The 13,973-nt window shown below is 63.2% G+C and carries 13 protein-coding genes and 1 pseudogene; 4 read left to right on the top strand and 10 right to left on the bottom strand.

The annotated features are described in order from the left end of the window. Positions 1 to 245 precede the first annotated feature (245 nt). Positions 246 to 428 carry a hypothetical protein gene (locus HDE77_RS13270; RefSeq protein ID WP_184417910.1) on the top strand — a complete coding sequence of 61 codons (183 nt, stop codon included), beginning with the start codon at positions 246 to 248 and terminating at the stop codon, positions 426 to 428. A gap of 25 nt (positions 429 to 453) precedes the next feature. Here HDE77_RS13270 and HDE77_RS13265 read toward each other — a convergent pair whose 3' ends face one another. After that, positions 454 to 1,365, bottom strand: coding sequence for an alpha/beta hydrolase (locus HDE77_RS13265; protein ID WP_184417908.1), 912 nt, complete (start codon positions 1,363 to 1,365; stop codon positions 454 to 456). A gap of 203 nt (positions 1,366 to 1,568) precedes the next feature. Between HDE77_RS13265 and HDE77_RS13260 the strand changes: the two genes are divergently transcribed. Further along, on the top strand, positions 1,569 to 2,297 hold the full coding sequence (locus HDE77_RS13260) for a tetratricopeptide repeat protein (protein ID WP_184417906.1): 729 nt from the start codon (positions 1,569 to 1,571) through the stop codon (positions 2,295 to 2,297). A gap of 468 nt (positions 2,298 to 2,765) precedes the next feature. On the opposite strand, the gene bioC is transcribed toward HDE77_RS13260, so the two are convergent. The 5 genes and pseudogenes from bioC to bioB all read right to left on the bottom strand — a co-directional run bounded on the left by bioC (position 2,766) and on the right by bioB (position 7,593). Next, the gene (bioC, locus tag HDE77_RS13255) at positions 2,766 to 3,647 is read right to left on the bottom strand and encodes a malonyl-ACP O-methyltransferase BioC (RefSeq protein ID WP_184417903.1); all 882 of its coding nucleotides are present in this window, start codon (positions 3,645 to 3,647) and stop codon (positions 2,766 to 2,768) included. Next, on the bottom strand, positions 3,647 to 4,435 hold the full coding sequence (gene bioH, locus HDE77_RS13250) for a pimeloyl-ACP methyl ester esterase BioH (protein ID WP_184417902.1): 789 nt from the start codon (positions 4,433 to 4,435) through the stop codon (positions 3,647 to 3,649). Before bioH ends, bioC begins: the two co-directional genes overlap by 1 nt. A 131-nt stretch (positions 4,436 to 4,566) precedes the next feature. Continuing rightward, a pseudogene (locus HDE77_RS13245) lies at positions 4,567 to 5,304 on the bottom strand (sulfurtransferase); the annotation flags it as partial. 59 nt (positions 5,305 to 5,363) lie between these two features. Beyond that, positions 5,364 to 6,557, bottom strand: a complete 1,194-nt coding sequence (gene bioF, locus HDE77_RS13240) for an 8-amino-7-oxononanoate synthase (protein ID WP_343206111.1) — start codon at positions 6,555 to 6,557, stop codon at positions 5,364 to 5,366. Continuing rightward, positions 6,535 to 7,593, bottom strand: coding sequence for a biotin synthase BioB (gene bioB, locus HDE77_RS13235; RefSeq protein WP_184417898.1), 1,059 nt, complete (start codon positions 7,591 to 7,593; stop codon positions 6,535 to 6,537). The genes bioF and bioB overlap by 23 nt, the downstream gene beginning before the upstream one ends. A 146-nt stretch (positions 7,594 to 7,739) precedes the next feature. Here bioB and HDE77_RS13230 point away from each other — a divergent pair, with 146 nt between their 5' ends. Further along, positions 7,740 to 8,456 (top strand): ComF family protein, encoded by a 717-nt coding sequence (locus HDE77_RS13230; RefSeq protein WP_184417896.1) that lies wholly within the window; start codon positions 7,740 to 7,742, stop codon positions 8,454 to 8,456. A 129-nt stretch (positions 8,457 to 8,585) separates the two neighbouring features. Here the strand turns inward: HDE77_RS13230 and ubiA are convergent, their stop codons facing one another. Then, positions 8,586 to 9,614 (bottom strand): 4-hydroxybenzoate octaprenyltransferase, encoded by a 1,029-nt coding sequence (gene ubiA / locus HDE77_RS13225; protein ID WP_184417894.1) that lies wholly within the window; start codon positions 9,612 to 9,614, stop codon positions 8,586 to 8,588. Between the two features lie 129 nt (positions 9,615 to 9,743). On the opposite strand from ubiA, the gene HDE77_RS13220 reads away from it, so the two are divergent. Beyond that, on the top strand, positions 9,744 to 10,106 hold the full coding sequence (locus HDE77_RS13220) for a hypothetical protein (protein ID WP_184417892.1): 363 nt from the start codon (positions 9,744 to 9,746) through the stop codon (positions 10,104 to 10,106). 24 nt (positions 10,107 to 10,130) lie between these two features. Here the strand turns inward: HDE77_RS13220 and ilvA are convergent, their stop codons facing one another. The 3 genes from ilvA to ilvB all read right to left on the bottom strand — a co-directional run bounded on the left by ilvA (position 10,131) and on the right by ilvB (position 13,943). Further along, positions 10,131 to 11,699 carry a threonine ammonia-lyase, biosynthetic gene (gene ilvA, locus HDE77_RS13215; RefSeq protein ID WP_343206110.1) on the bottom strand — a complete coding sequence of 523 codons (1,569 nt, stop codon included), beginning with the start codon at positions 11,697 to 11,699 and terminating at the stop codon, positions 10,131 to 10,133. Next, on the bottom strand, positions 11,696 to 11,944 hold the full coding sequence (ilvN, locus tag HDE77_RS13210) for an acetolactate synthase small subunit (protein WP_184417890.1): 249 nt from the start codon (positions 11,942 to 11,944) through the stop codon (positions 11,696 to 11,698). Before ilvN ends, ilvA begins: the two co-directional genes overlap by 4 nt. Before the next feature lie 142 nt (positions 11,945 to 12,086). After that, positions 12,087 to 13,943 carry a biosynthetic-type acetolactate synthase large subunit gene (gene ilvB / locus HDE77_RS13205; protein ID WP_343206109.1) on the bottom strand — a complete coding sequence of 619 codons (1,857 nt, stop codon included), beginning with the start codon at positions 13,941 to 13,943 and terminating at the stop codon, positions 12,087 to 12,089. Between the last annotated feature and the right edge of the window lie 30 nt (positions 13,944 to 13,973).

Raw genomic sequence — 13,973 nt, 5'->3', positions numbered from 1 at the left:
CGCCCGAGCCTAACCACCCAGGCGGAGCATTCGCGGTAAAAGATAAGGCAATACCGTGGCAATGCTGCGCGCGCGGCTTCAGCTTTGGAGAGGATGACGTTCGACAAACACGGATCACCGATTTCGTTAGCGTGCTTACTTTTTCGTCCGCGGAAGGGGGTCAGCATTTCGCGCATCAATTACTTCTCATATGAAATTGAAAGGCTCGTCTCCTCAAGAAGAAGTCAGCCCTCGAGCTAAACGACATGGGTATCATTACCAGGCCCGATGGCCATCCCATCATCGTGACCGCGTTTTTGACTGCTTCCCCTGCCGATAAAAAGCACAGAGATGCGCTCTTTGCCGAGACGCCAAAGACGTATTGGCGACACCGGCTCGCTATCGGACTCGACGATACCGGCAAGGTTGCCAGCTTGTCGTTCGGTTGATCCGTCGTACAAGGATGCGCTGCACTTAGTCCTCGACGACACCGATCGTCCTCAGCCACACCTCGACCAGCCGGGGCCAGTCCGAAATCGGAAGCTGCGTTCGCCGCAAACCGAATGCATGGCCGCCATGCGCATACAGATGCATCTCCACCGGCACGTCGGCCTTTTTCAACGCGCTGTAGTAAACCAGCGATTGGTCCACGCCATCCACGTAGTCGTCTTCCGCCTGCGCCAGAAATGTGGGCGGGGTCTCATGCGAGACCGGAACATTCTTATTCAACGTATCGTTATCGGTGGTGAGATGTCCCGGATAAATCGCTATCGCAAAATCGGGGCGGCTGCTTTCTTTGTCGGCAGTGTCCACGGGTTTGTACAGATGACGTTTGAAGTTCGTGCTGACCTCGGCCACAAGATATCCGCCCGCTGAAAACCCAAGCACTCCAATCTTGTGGGGATCGACGTGCCATTCCGCGGCATGAAAGCGCACCAGCCTCAACGTTCTCTGGGCATCCTCCAGCGACGGCAAGGATGTCGCCAAATTGTGCGGTCGACAATCGCATTGCCAGACATAAGGCACACTCGGGACGCGGTATTTCAACAGCACGCAAATGATGCCTTTGGAAGTCAGCCAGTCGCAAACTTCGGTACCTTCGAGATCTATGGCAAGGATCTGGAAGCCGCCACCCGGAATCACGATAACCGCGGCGCCGCTGCTCGTTCCCTTTGGGGTATAGACCGTCATCGTGGGGTGGGTCACGTTGGTCGCCGCCCCCTTCGTTTCGGTTTCCGGTCCTGGAACGGCTTGCTCATCCGGCGCTACTGCGGGCCATATCAGTACTTGCGTATGCCCAGCGGTGGGTTGCCAAACGACTGTCTGCGCGTAGACGTTTCCGCAGCCTATGCACAGCAGGCACATGGCAATGGTCCACAGCTTCATGTCGCTCCTCCACATTGGCGCTCGGCCAGAGTTTTACGATCGAGGCAAGTCGCCGGATAGACCCCCATCTCTCCAATCCTGCGCGCCATATCGGGCGTTCAGCGGCAGCCGCCGGGAATTTTTTCGGGCAAGCTTGCCGTCAGCGCGGCTGCCGGCCACGGCGGACATTAGCTGCTATGTTGAAAGCTCGGTAAGCGGGATTCATGAAGAGACCATTTTTCACTCTGGCCATGGCATCCATTGCCGTACCGGCTTGGGGACAGAGCCCGGCGTGGTCTCTGCATGACACTGAGGTCTTGTGCGGCAGCGGCGCGCCCGAAATCCGAATCAAGATGTGCACCAGCTTGATTCAGTCTGGCCGCGAAAGCGGGTTGGCCTTGTTGCAGGTCTACTACGATCGTGGCACCGCTTATTTACAGCGGGGTTTTTACGACCAAAGTATCGCTGACTTGACCAAGGCGATTGAGCTCAATCCAGATGTCATCTACACCTATATCTATCGCGGCCTTGCGTATGCGAAAAAAGGTCTTAATGACCAAGCCATAGCTGATTACACCAAGGCGATCGGACTACGCCCTGATTCCGCCGCCTATTCCGGTCGTGGCCAAGCCTATGACTCCCAGGGCTACTACGATTTGGCTATTACCGACTACACCAAAGCGATCAAGCTCAACCCGGGTGACGCGCCTGCTTACAATAATCGTTCCTGGGCTTATCACCAGGAAGACGAAGACGCTCAAGGTTTGCCAGACGCCGAGATGGCTGTGGCCATGGCGCCGCAGAATGCCCACTTCTTCGGAACGCGGGGTGCGATTTACGAGAACCTCGGGCAGCGCGACAAGGCCATGGCCGATTACTGGGTTGCGTTTGGACTCGATCCTGCCGATCAAATTGTAAAGGACGGGCTGGCGCGTCTCGGCGCCGGGCCGTAGCGTCCGCAAAACCCAGGGGGCGGCAGTGGCGCAGTAGCAACTCAAAGCATCTGCCGACAGGTCCATAGCCATACGTCTGCTTGTGGCCGCGAACCGCCCTTGCACAGCGGACAGCCAAGGGGCAATCTCAGGAGGTCTGTTTCCGACCCGAAGCTGACAAAATCGCGAGACCTTTGAAGGTGGCAAGCATGACAGTAGTGGCCTGGCTATGCTGCTTGGCAAGCGCGCTATGGACCTTAAGGATTCTGGGAGCCATCCGAACCGGAGGAGTTCGAGCGATTCCTTTTCGCAGCGGTCATGTTCATTTCAGAGCCAAGCAACCGAGAGCCTTTTATTGGACGCTGGCCATGTTCGCGATGATGGCTTTCATCTCCGGCTGGGTTGCGTTCGACGCACTCAGTCGGTCGGCCTCATGACCGCTTCCGCCGCCGGAAGCAGACGCTTCCGGTTGCGCCAAGGCCTTCGACGTCAGCGACGTCTCGAACCGCGCAGGCTGTCTACGGAGAAGCTGGCTATCTCGCTGCCATCGGCGTTGCGTCGGCCCTGGCCGTGTGGCGGGCCCCAGGCGTGGGCGGTGATGACTTCCCAGGTGGCGGGAATGCGGTCGTCTACGCGCATGGCTTCGTAGGCGGCGAGCATGCGTTGATAGCGGGTCTTGCCGGTGAGGCCGCGGACTCGGGCGTGGTCGGCGTTGGTGGCGCCGAGGCCTTGCAGTTCCTGCAGCAGCTTGCGTGGTTCGCTGTAGGTCAGCGTGTAGCGGAATACGTCGAGTACCGGGTCGCGCAGGCCGGCGGCGAGCATGGCGTCGCCGACGTCGTGCATGTCGAGGAAGCGGCTGACGTGTGGTTGCTGGTCGGCTTCTGCCCAGGCAGCGCGCAGTTCCTTCAGCGTATCCGGACCGAAGGTGGAGAACGCTAGCAGGCCACCGGGCTTCAGCACGCGCGCGCACTCGTTGAATAGCGCGGGGAGGTCGACAATCCACTGGAAGCACAGATTGGAATGCAGCACGTCCACGCTATGGTCGGGCAATGGCAACGCGGTGGCTTCCGCGCACACGCGCTGGAAGGGCTTCAGCCAGCTCGCGTGTTGCTTCGCCGCGCGCAGCATCGGCAGCGCCAGATCAATGGCAATCACTTCGGCTTTGGCGTAGCGCTGCTTCAGCTGCGCGCTCCCACGGCCGGTGCCGGCGCCGACATCGATGATGCGTTGCGGCGTTTGCGTATAGAAGTCCAGACGCTCCAGCAGCGCAGCCTGCACTTCGCGTTGCAGCACGTCATGTTGTTCATAGCTGCTGGCGGCGCGGCCGAAGTGGCGGCGCACTTGATCCTGGTCGAGTTGGAAGGTATCCATCAAATCGTGCTCATTGCTGGGTGGGTGCTTGCCAGCAGTGGCTGGAGTGCTTGTGCGACCAAGGCGGCGTGACCGAAAAATGGTGCGTGGCCAGCGTGATCGATTTCCTGATAGCTGCCGGCGCACTGGCTGGCCGACCATTGCATGGCCTGCGGTGGCACCAGCCGATCACGGCGACCGGCGATCCATGCGCTGGATACCGTGAGATCGGGCAATGCGGCGCGCCTGTCGGTGGTTTCCAGGATCAGGATGCCTTCCTGCAGCACGCGCAGGTCAGGTTCGCCGCGGGCAAATACCAAGGTACGCAGATGGCGCAATTCGGCGCGCGGGTCAGCGCTGCCCATTGCCTCCAGCGCGAGGAAGCGCTCGATCGTGGCGTGGTAGTCGGTTTCCAGATCGGTGGCCAGTTGATGCACCAGTGTCGCGTCGTTGCCGTAGGGCCAGCTCGCATCGCGCACGAATTTCGGTGTGGCGCACAGCATCGCCAGGCCGCGCACCTGCTGTGGCATCTCCAGCGCGGCGGTCAGCGCGATCAGTCCACCCAGCGACCAGCCCAGCCAGATTGCTGGCGGAGTAGCTGCGGCAATCGCAGCGGCGCACACGCGCGGCTCCAGTGGCAGCCCGCAATCACGCGAATAGCCGTGACCAGGCAGATCCACCACGTACATCGTGCAGCGATCTTCCAGCGCCTCGACCAAGGGCGCCATCACGCCGCCATGCATCGCCCAGCCATGCAGCAGCACCAGTGGCACCGGGCCATGGCCAAGTTTGTCGACATGCAACGTCATGCCGATTCCTCCTCTCCCCATTGGGGAGAGGATCGAGGTGAGGGGCGAGTGCTCGCGGGGTCGTCGCTCGAAGTCGGCTCTGACGCGACTTCATCGCAAGACTGCCCCCTCACCTCGATCCTTTCCCCGCAAGGGAGAGGACGCAAAGGCGCGAGCTGTTTATCCACTGCGCCGCGCTCGTCGAACACGAAGCAGTCGCCGTACCAATGCGCAGCGTCGGTCTGCTCCAGGTATTTCAGGATGCCGCCTTCAAGTTGGTAGACGTGCGGCATGCCGAGGTCCTGCATGTGCAGCACGGCTTTCTCGCAGCGGATACCGCCAGTGCAATACGACACGACGGTCTTGCCTTCGTAACGCGCGCGGTCGGCGGCAATTGCGGCAGGAAATTCGGTGAAGCTGGCGATGCGGTAGTCCACTGCCTGGGGGAATTTGCCGACATCGGTCTCGTAGTCGTTGCGGGTGTCCAGCAGAACAACCTCGCGGCCGTTGTCGTCTTGACCCTGATGGATCCAGCGCTGCAGTGTGGATGCATCCACCGCCGGCGCGCGACCGCCTTCGGGGCGGATCGTCGGTAGCCGCATGGTGATGATTTCTTTCTTCAGGCGTACCCGCATGCGGCCGAACGGCACCGTGTCGGACGGCGACTCTTTCGGCGCGATGTCGGCGAAGCGAGCATCTTCATGCAGCCAGACAACAAAGCTGTCGATCGCGATGCGATCACCGGCAAGGAACAGGTTGATTCCTTCGGGCGCCAGCAGGATGGTGCCTTTCAAGGCCAGCGCAGTGCAGCGTTCGAGCATGCGTTCGCGCAGCGTGGGCAGTTCGTCCAGGCTGACAAATTTGTAGGCGGAGATGTTGACGATCGGCATGCGGGGTTATCGGTAAATCAGGTGGCGATTATAGGTGGTGAGTCGCTGATGTCCGGCGATCAGCCGGGAGCGGGCGCGAGACGCAGTGTTTCCAGTGCATCCAGCAATTGATCGACGTGCTCTTCCTCGTGCGCAGCTGACAGCGTGATGCGCAGTCGTGCGCTGCCCGCAGGGACGGTGGGCGGGCGGATTGCTGTGACGAGCAGGCCTTGCTGCTCCAGTGCCTGGGCGGCATCAACCGCGGCCTGCGTATCGCCGAGCACGAGCGGTTGAATCGCGCTGCTTGAAGGCGATAGCGTGAGGCCGAGCTGCACGGCGCCCGTGCGAAAGCGGCTGATGAGCGCGGTGAGCTTCTCGCGGCGCCATGACTCTGTCTGTGCCAGCTGCACCGCCGTGAGTGCCGCTGCGGCGAGTGCCGGCGGCATCGCGGTGGTGTAGATGTACGGTCGCGCGAATTGCATCAGGCCATCGATCAGTGCGGCCGGTCCGGCGACAAACGCCCCGGCGCAGCCCAGCGCCTTGCCCAGGGTGGCCATCAGCACGGGTACTTCACGCTGGCCCAGGCCTGCAGCGCGGACGCTACCGGAGCCGTCTTCACCGAGCACGCCCAGGCCATGCGCATCGTCGACCATCAGGGTGGCGTGTTCGCGGCGACACAGCGCAGCCAGCTCGTGTAGCGGCGCGACATCGCCGTCCATGCTGAACACGCCATCGGTGGCCAGCAATGCGCCGGCTTCACCGCGCGCAGCAAGTTGGCGCGCGGCGGCGGCCACATCGGCATGCGGATAGCGCTTAAGCTCGGCACCGGAAAGTTGGGCGCCATCGAGCAGGCACGCATGGTTGAGCTTGTCCTGCACGCATAGGTCGCCGCGCGCCAGCAGTGCCTGCAGCACGCCGAGGTTGGCCATGTAGCCGGTGGAAAACAGCAGTGCGCGTTCGCGGCCTGTCCACGCGGCGAGCGCTTCCTCGAGCATCGCGTGTTCTGCGCGATGACCGCAGATCAGATGCGCCGATGTGCTGCCCACGCCTTCGTCGTCGGCTACGCGCTTGAATGCAGCGATGAGCTGCGGATGCTGCGCGAGACCGAGGTAGTCGTTGCTGCAGAAAGCCAGCAGACGTCGACCACCGGTTTCCAGCCACGGGCCGTCGGCGTGCTCGATCGTGCGCAGGCGGCGCCGTAATTGCGCGCTCTCGCGTTCGGCCGTCTGGACGGCCAGTCGATCGAGCAGATCAGGCCGCGGCGCTGCAGCCACAGCTCTGCCCACAACTTGCCTGATCGGTTCCGCTCGATTCAGTTTCAAGGATGTCCGCGTGCACGGTGCCGACCTCCTCGATGACCTGCAGCGGATGCAGGTCGAGTCGCGCAAACAACGCACGATCATGTTCTACATCGGGGTTGCCGGTGGTCAGCAGCTTTTCGCCGTAGAAGATCGAATTCGCGCCGGCGAAGAAGCATAGTGCCTGCACCGCATCGTCCATCTGCTGGCGGCCGGCCGACAGGCGCACCATCGAGGCGGGCATCAGCAGGCGCGCGACCGCGATCGTGCGTACGAACTCGAACGGATCGAGCGCCGCGGTGCCGGCCAGCGGCGTACCTTCCACCTGCACCAGCTGATTGATCGGCACCGACTGCGGATGCTCGGGCAGATTCGCCAGGGTCTGCAGCAGGCCGGCGCGCTGATCGCGCGATTCGCCCATGCCGACGATGCCGCCACAGCAGGTTTTCATGCCGGCCGCGCGCACGTGATCGAGCGTGTCCAGACGATCCTGGTACTGACGGGTGTGGATCACTTCGCCGTAGAACTCCGGCGCGGTGTCGAGGTTATGGTTGTAGTAGTCGAGCCCGGCCGCTTTCAAGGTGTCGGCCTGCGAGCCGCTCAACATGCCCAGCGTGGCGCAGGTTTCCAGGCCCAGGCCTTTGACGGCGCGGACGATCTCGGCCACCTTCAGCACGTCGCGATCCTTCGGGCCGCGCCATGCCGCGCCCATGCAGAAACGACTGGCGCCGGCATCCTTTGCTGCCTGCGCGCGCTCCAGCACGGCCTCCACGCTCATCAATTTCTGCGCCTGCACGCCGGTGTCATAGCGCGCCGCCTGCGGACAATAGGCGCAGTCTTCCGGGCAACCGCCGGTCTTGATCGAGAGCAGGGTGGATACCTGCACCGCGTTCGGGTCGTGGTACTCGCGATGTGTCGAGTGCGCGCGGTGCAGCAGCTCGTTGAACGGCAGCGCGAACAGCGCGCTGACTTCGTCGCGGGTCCAGTCGTGGCGGATGGTGGCGTCGACCATGTAACAGCTACTCCCAGGCGTTAGGCCGGAAAGTGTGGAAGCGGCCCGGAACCGTGTCAACCCAATATTCAGGCATCTGGTTGACGAAGGGCCTCCGGCCCAGGTGGGCTACCATCCGGTCAAGAGCCACGGATGGAGTGACCCGCATGGATGCGCTGGTTGAACGGCTGTATCGATGGCAGCGATTTCTGCTGCCGCTGCGCTGCCTGTTGTGCGGGGCTGCCGGTGCAAAGGGCATCGATCTGTGCGCCGATTGCGCGGCCGACCTGCCACGCAACCACAGTTGCTGCGCTCGCTGTGCACTGCCATTGGCAATACCGGCAGCGTTGTGCGGCGAGTGTCAGCGACACGCGCCGCCCTGGGACGGGGCGTGGGCGCCGTTCCGCTACGGTTGGCCGCTGGATCGGTTGGAATCGCGCTACAAGTTCGGTGCGGATCTGGCAGCCGGCCGCGTGTTGTCGACGCTGTGGCAACGCGAGTCCTGTCCGGTAGCACTGGCGCAATGCCTGCTGACCGTTCCGCTGCATCGCCGTCGGCTGCGTCAACGTGGTTACAACCAGGCGCTGGAACTGGCTCGACCACTGGCGCGCGCACTGGGTCTGCCCTTTCGTCACGATGTGCTGCAACGCACGCGCAGCACCGAAGCGCAAACCGAACTCGATGCGATCAGTCGCCGCCGCAACGTGCGGGGCGCGTTCGCCCTGCGCCACGGCATCGAGCTTCCCGCGCATGTGGCGATCCTTGATGATGTGATGACTACTGGGGCCACGCTGGCCGAATGCGCGCGCGTGCTCAAGCGGGGAGGCGTGCAGCGGGTGGATGTGTGGGCACTGGCACGGGCACCCTCGCCGAGCGGAGGATGAAGAAGAGCGAGGGGCGAGTCGCGAGGGACGAGGGGCGAAGAGCCAAAAACGAAGGCGCCGGCAAGTAGCATGTCGACGTGGTGGACCTTGCGCCCTCGCTACGCGCTACTCGCCCTCGTCCCTTAGTCTTCAGCGCACCGCCAGCGCCAGCACGATACCGACCCAAACAGTCAGTCCGAGCCAGTTGTTGTGGCGGAACGCCGCGAGGCAGGCGTCGCGTTGGCGGTCGCGGATCAGCCACATCTGGTAGCCGAACAGGCCGGCGGCGATGAGCAGGCCGAGCCAGTAGGGCCAGCCCAGCGCGGCGCGCTGGCCAACGAACAGCATGGTCAGCAGGAACGTACCCATCAGCACGCCGAGGATCGGCAGGTCGGCATCGCCGAACAGGATCGCGGTGGAGCGCGCACCTGCTTTCAAATCGTCTTCGCGATCGACCATCGCGTACTCGGTGTCGTAGATCACCGACCACAGAATGTTGCCAATAAACAGCAGCCAGCCCATCGGTGGCACGCCGTTCGTCACCGCCGCGAACGCCATCGGGATCGACCAGCCGAAGGCAGCGCCCAGCACCACCTGCGGCATATAGGTGTAGCGTTTGCTGAACGGATACAGGGCGGTCAGCGCCGCACCGGCAAACGACAGTTCGATCGTCAGCCGGTTGGTGAACAGCACCAGCACGAACGCAAACGCGAGCAGTGCGGCAAACACGACCAGGGCCTCGCGCGGCGTCACCCGGCCGCTGGCGATCGGCCGGCCGGCGGTGCGCGCCACCTGTGGGTCGAGCTTGCGGTCGGCGTAGTCGTTGATCGCGCAACCGGCCGCGCGCATAGCGAATACGCCGAGCGTGAAGATGATCAGCGGCTTCCATGGCGGGAAGTCGCTTGCCGCCAGCCACAGCGCCCACCAGGTTGGCCACAGCAGCAGCAACGCGCCGATCGGCCGATCCATCCGGGTCAGCACCAGATAATCCAGCGCCTTCTCACGATAACCTGCGGGCAAATTTTGCAGCAGCCAACTCAGTACCCGTGTGGCGCGGGTGGAGCTGTCAGCCGGTCGGACCGGCTTTTTGACCGCAAATCTGGCGACGCCAGGCGGCTGGCGCGACGCCGGAATCGGCGTCGGTTTGCGTTGCTGGCGTTTGCGGGAGGAAGAAGCCATCCGAACAGTTTAGCGTGACCCGGGCCCCATGGTTGCGTGACGGGGTGCCCGAAACGGTGTCATCGATCGAACACACGATTGGTGCGAAGATTGAGTGCTCCTCCTCCTGGTTTATCACGGAGCCTGCTCATGCCGAATGCCATCGACCACATCGCGCTGATGGTGCGCGATCCTGCCCGGACCGCGACGTTGTACGCACAGCTGTTCGGAGACGCCATCATTACCCCCAGTCGGGAAGTGGGTCATCACTCCAGCCTGGTGCAGCTCGGTGGCACGTGCTTCGTGTTGTCGCAGGGCGAGCCGCCGGCGAAGTGCAATGGCGACCATATCGCGCTCTCGGTGAGCAAGGCGGAACAGCTGATCTGTGCAGCCAAGGTCAAGTCTTTCGGTCTGGAGTGCCAGTTTGCGCGAGGGGGCACCGCGCTGTATTTCACCGACTACGACAACCATGTGTTCGAGCTGGATTCAGAAGGCGGCGGTGTAACAAGTTAGCTGCCGGACTTCGAAAGAAAATGCTCAGCCGCGCAGCAACAAACGATACGCCGGGTGCGCGCTCTCATCCACGTAAGGATAGCCAAGCGTGGCGACGAAGCGCTCGAACAGCGGCTGCTCCGCATCGGGTACCTGGATGCCGACCAGGATGCGGCCGTAGTCGGCGCCGTGATTGCGGTAATGAAACAGGCTGATGTTCCAGTCCGGATGCAGTTGGCTGAGAAAGCAGGTGAGAGCGCCGGGGCGCTCGGGGAATTCGAAACGGTACAGCCGTTCGTCCTGTGCCAGTAGGGAACGGCCGCCGATCATGTGGCGCAGATGCAGCTTGGCCAGCTCGTCGTCGGTGAGATCGAGCACACCAAACTGCTGCGCGTGGAACGCAGCGACTAATGCTTCGCGCTCACCACGGCCGGCCGTCTGCACGCCAACAAAGATATGCGCCTGGCTGGCATCGCCAATGCGGTAGTTGAACTCGGTGATGTTGTGCTGGCCCAGCGCGGCGCAGAAGCGGCGGAAACTGCCGCGCTGCTCCGGTATGGTCACCGCGAACACTGCCTCGCGCTGCTCGCCCAGCTCGGCGCGCTCGGCGACGAAACGCAGGCGATCGAAATTCATGTTGGCGCCGGAGACAATCGCCACCAGCGCGCCGTCGCTGCTGGCGCCGTGGGCTGCGACGTACTGCTTCAGCCCGGCCAGCGCCAGTGCGCCGGACGGTTCCGGCACACTGCGGGTGTCCTGGTAGATGTCACGGATCGCCGCGCAGATCGCATCGTTGTCCACCCGCAGCATCGCATCCACATGCTGTTGGCACAGCGCGAACGTATGCGCGCCGACCTGCTTCACCGCCGTGCCGTCTGCAAACAGGCCAACCTCGTCCAGCATCACCCGCTCGCCGGCTTCCAGCGAACGCGCCATCGCATCGGCATCGGCCGCCTGCACGCCGATCACCTGAACTTCCGGGCGCAACGACTTGATGCATGCTGCCACTCCGGCCAGCAAACCACCGCCGCCAACCGGCACGAACACCGCATGCAGCGGGCCCGGATGTTGGCGCAGGATTTCCAATGCCACCGTGCCCTGGCCGGCGATCACCGACAGATCGTCGAACGGATGCACGAAGGTGGCGCCGCGCTCGGCCTGCAACTGCACCGCTGCAGCCTGTGCGTCGCTGAAGGAATCGCCGACCAGCACGATCTCCACCATCGCACCGCCCAGTCGGCGCACTGCATCCACCTTCACCTGCGGCGCGGTTACCGGCATCACGATGAGGGCGTGAATGCCCAGTTTCGCCGCCGCAAGCGCAACGCCCTGCGCGTGGTTGCCGGCCGAAGCGGCGATCACCCCGTGCACACGTTGCGCCGCATCCAGCTGCACCATGCGGTTGTAGGCGCCGCGCAATTTGAACGAGAACACCGGCTGCTGATCCTCGCGCTTGAGCAACACCCGATGGCCGAGTCGCACGCTGAGCAGCGGAGCTGGCTCGAGCGCGGATTCCTGGGCGACTTCGTAAACGCGTGCCACGCGAATCCGTGAAAGCAGATCGGTGGTCGCTTCGGCGTCGTCATCCGTGGGCAGCGCAGCGGCAGTAGTCACGCCGCCAGTGCCGTCGCCGGATGTGCCACCTGCAGCACGTCGACCAGCTTGCGCGTCTGCTGCAGGATCTGGGTGAGCGCAACGTCGTCGCACTGCAGGCTCAGCGTCAGCCTTGAGACTGCGGGATCAAGCGTTGCCGCCACGGTGAGCGTGTCGATGTTGTAGCCGCGCGCCGCGAACAGTCCGGCCACGCGCACCAGTGCCCCGGCTTCGTTCTGTAACAGGATGGAAAGGGTGTGGTTCATGGTGGTACCTCTCTGCATGTTCGTCGTCCCCGCGCAGGCCGGGATTCAGGGGCTTGCACGTCGACGACACTGGGTGACCCGCTTTGCCATTGATAAGCGCTTCCGGCCTGCGCCGGGACGACGAGCTTCAGAACGACGAACGTCAAAACATTCCGCTGGCGGTGGTCTCCTGCGTCGAGGGCGCATTGCGCGAAGCGATGAAATCCCCGGTGATCATCTGCGCGTAGCTGGCACCGGGGCCAACCATCGGATACACGCCAGCGTCCGGGTCGATCATCACCTCAAGAAAAGCCGGGCCATCGAACGCAAGGAAGGCGGCAATCGTCGCCTCCAGCTCGTCCGGACGCTCCAGCCGTTGCGCCCATGCGAAGCCGTCAGCCTGTGCGGCGAGCACGAAGTCTTTCTTGTGCAGGCTCTTGTCGGAGGCAGCGAAGCGGCCTTTGAAGAAAAGCTTCTGCCACTGCCGTACCATGCCGTCGCCGACGTTGTTGAGCACGACCACTTTTATCGGTAACGCGTAGGTGGTGACGGTCTCCATCTCACCAATGTTCATGCGAATGCTTGCATCGCCGTCGACGTCGATGACGAGCTTGTCACGGTGGGCGAACTGCGCACCGATCGCCGCCGGCAGTCCGAAACCCATCGTGCCCATCGAGCCGGAAGTGAGCCAATGCCGTGGTGCGCGGAAGTCGAAATACTGAGCCGCCCACATCTGGTGCTGGCCAACGCCGGTGCTGATGATCGCGCGGCCATCGGTGTGCCGGTTGATTGCCTGCAGTACCGCATAGGGCTGGATCAACGTATGGTCGCGGTCATAGTTCATCGCGTGTACGCGCTTCAGATCCGCCACATGCGTATGCCAGGCATCGAGTGACGGACAAAGGCCGTGCGCGCGGCCGTACGCGGTGAGCCGTTCCAGTGCGCGAGTCATGGGGCCGACGTGGTGCCAGTGCACCGGCTTCACCTTGCCGATTTCGGCCGGGTCGATGTCGAGTTGCGCGATAAACTTCGCCCGCGGCGCAAATTTGTCAGGCATGCCGGCGACTCGGTCGTCGAAACGCGCGCCCAGCGCGAATACGAAATCGCAATCTTCGACCGCGTAATTCGCATAGGCGGTGCCGTGCATCCCAAGCATGTGCAGAGCCAGCGGATCGGTGGTGTCGAATGCACCCAGTCCCATCAGCGTAGTGGTCACCGGCAGCGCGAATGTCTCGACGAACACACGCAGAGGCGTTGCCGCATCAGCGGCGATCACGCCACCGCCAGCGTAAATAAGTGGACGTTTCGCCTGCATCAGTGCAGCGAAGAATGCGGCGCAGTCGGCGTCGCTCAACGCCGCCTGCTCCACCGCATGCAGTCGTGCGCGGTAGCCGGCCAATGCAAGCTCGCCGTTGCCATGGAAGCTGAGTGCGGTGTTCTGCACATCCTTCGGCACGTCAACCACCACCGGTCCCGGGCGACCGCTGCGGGCGAGCGTGAACGCGGTACGCAGGGTCGCTTCCAGCTGACCGGCGTCGGTGACCAGGAATACGTGTTTTGCACAGGCGCCCATGATGTTGCTGATCGGTGCCTCCTGAAATGCGTCGCTGCCGATCGAACTACTGGCTACCTGGCCGCAGATCACCACCAGCGGAATCGAATCGGCCATCGAGTCGCGCACCGGCGTGACCATGTTTGTCGCGCCGGGACCGGACGTGACCACCGCCACGCCGACCTTGCCGGAAGCGCGCGCATAGCCCGCCGCCATGAATCCTGCGCCCTGCTCGTTGGCCGGTACGATCAGCGGCATCGACTCGTCGCCGTTGTCCTTCAGGTGCAGGGCGTTGTAGCGAAACACCGCGTCGTAGACCGGCAGGATCGCGCCACCGGAATAGCCGAACAGCACCTCGACGCCCTCATCGGCGAACACCTGCACGATCACGTCGGCGCCGCTCATCGGCTGGCCGGCGAGCGCATGGCGCTGCGTGTCGAGTTCGGTTTTCAGTGGTTGCGCATTCACAAACAGGATTCCTGGAGGGGCGATGTGCAG

Source organism: Rhodanobacter sp. MP7CTX1 (assembly GCF_014205795.1).
In the GTDB taxonomy this organism is placed as follows: Bacteria; Pseudomonadota; Gammaproteobacteria; order Xanthomonadales; family Rhodanobacteraceae; genus Rhodanobacter.
The sequence above is the reverse complement of the archived record's forward strand: the minus strand, read 5'-3'. Positions and strand labels throughout refer to the sequence as shown.

Bases quoted from the DNA above. Each gene is read 5' to 3' on its own strand.
- HDE77_RS13270 (WP_184417910.1), top strand. From the start codon at position 246: ATGGGTATCATTACCAGGCCCGATGGCCATCCCATCATCGTGACCGCG.
- HDE77_RS13265 (WP_184417908.1), bottom strand. From the start codon at position 1,365: ATGAAGCTGTGGACCATTGCCATGTGCCTGCTGTGCATAGGCTGCGGA.
- HDE77_RS13260 (WP_184417906.1), top strand. From the start codon at position 1,569: ATGAAGAGACCATTTTTCACTCTGGCCATGGCATCCATTGCCGTACCG.
- bioC (WP_184417903.1), bottom strand. From the start codon at position 3,647: ATGGATACCTTCCAACTCGACCAGGATCAAGTGCGCCGCCACTTCGGC.
- bioH (WP_184417902.1), bottom strand. From the start codon at position 4,435: ATGACGTTGCATGTCGACAAACTTGGCCATGGCCCGGTGCCACTGGTG.
- bioB (WP_184417898.1), bottom strand. From the start codon at position 7,593: ATGGTCGACGCCACCATCCGCCACGACTGGACCCGCGACGAAGTCAGC.
- HDE77_RS13230 (WP_184417896.1), top strand. From the start codon at position 7,740: ATGGATGCGCTGGTTGAACGGCTGTATCGATGGCAGCGATTTCTGCTG.
- ubiA (WP_184417894.1), bottom strand. From the start codon at position 9,614: ATGGCTTCTTCCTCCCGCAAACGCCAGCAACGCAAACCGACGCCGATT.
- HDE77_RS13220 (WP_184417892.1), top strand. From the start codon at position 9,744: ATGCCGAATGCCATCGACCACATCGCGCTGATGGTGCGCGATCCTGCC.
- ilvN (WP_184417890.1), bottom strand. From the start codon at position 11,944: ATGAACCACACCCTTTCCATCCTGTTACAGAACGAAGCCGGGGCACTG.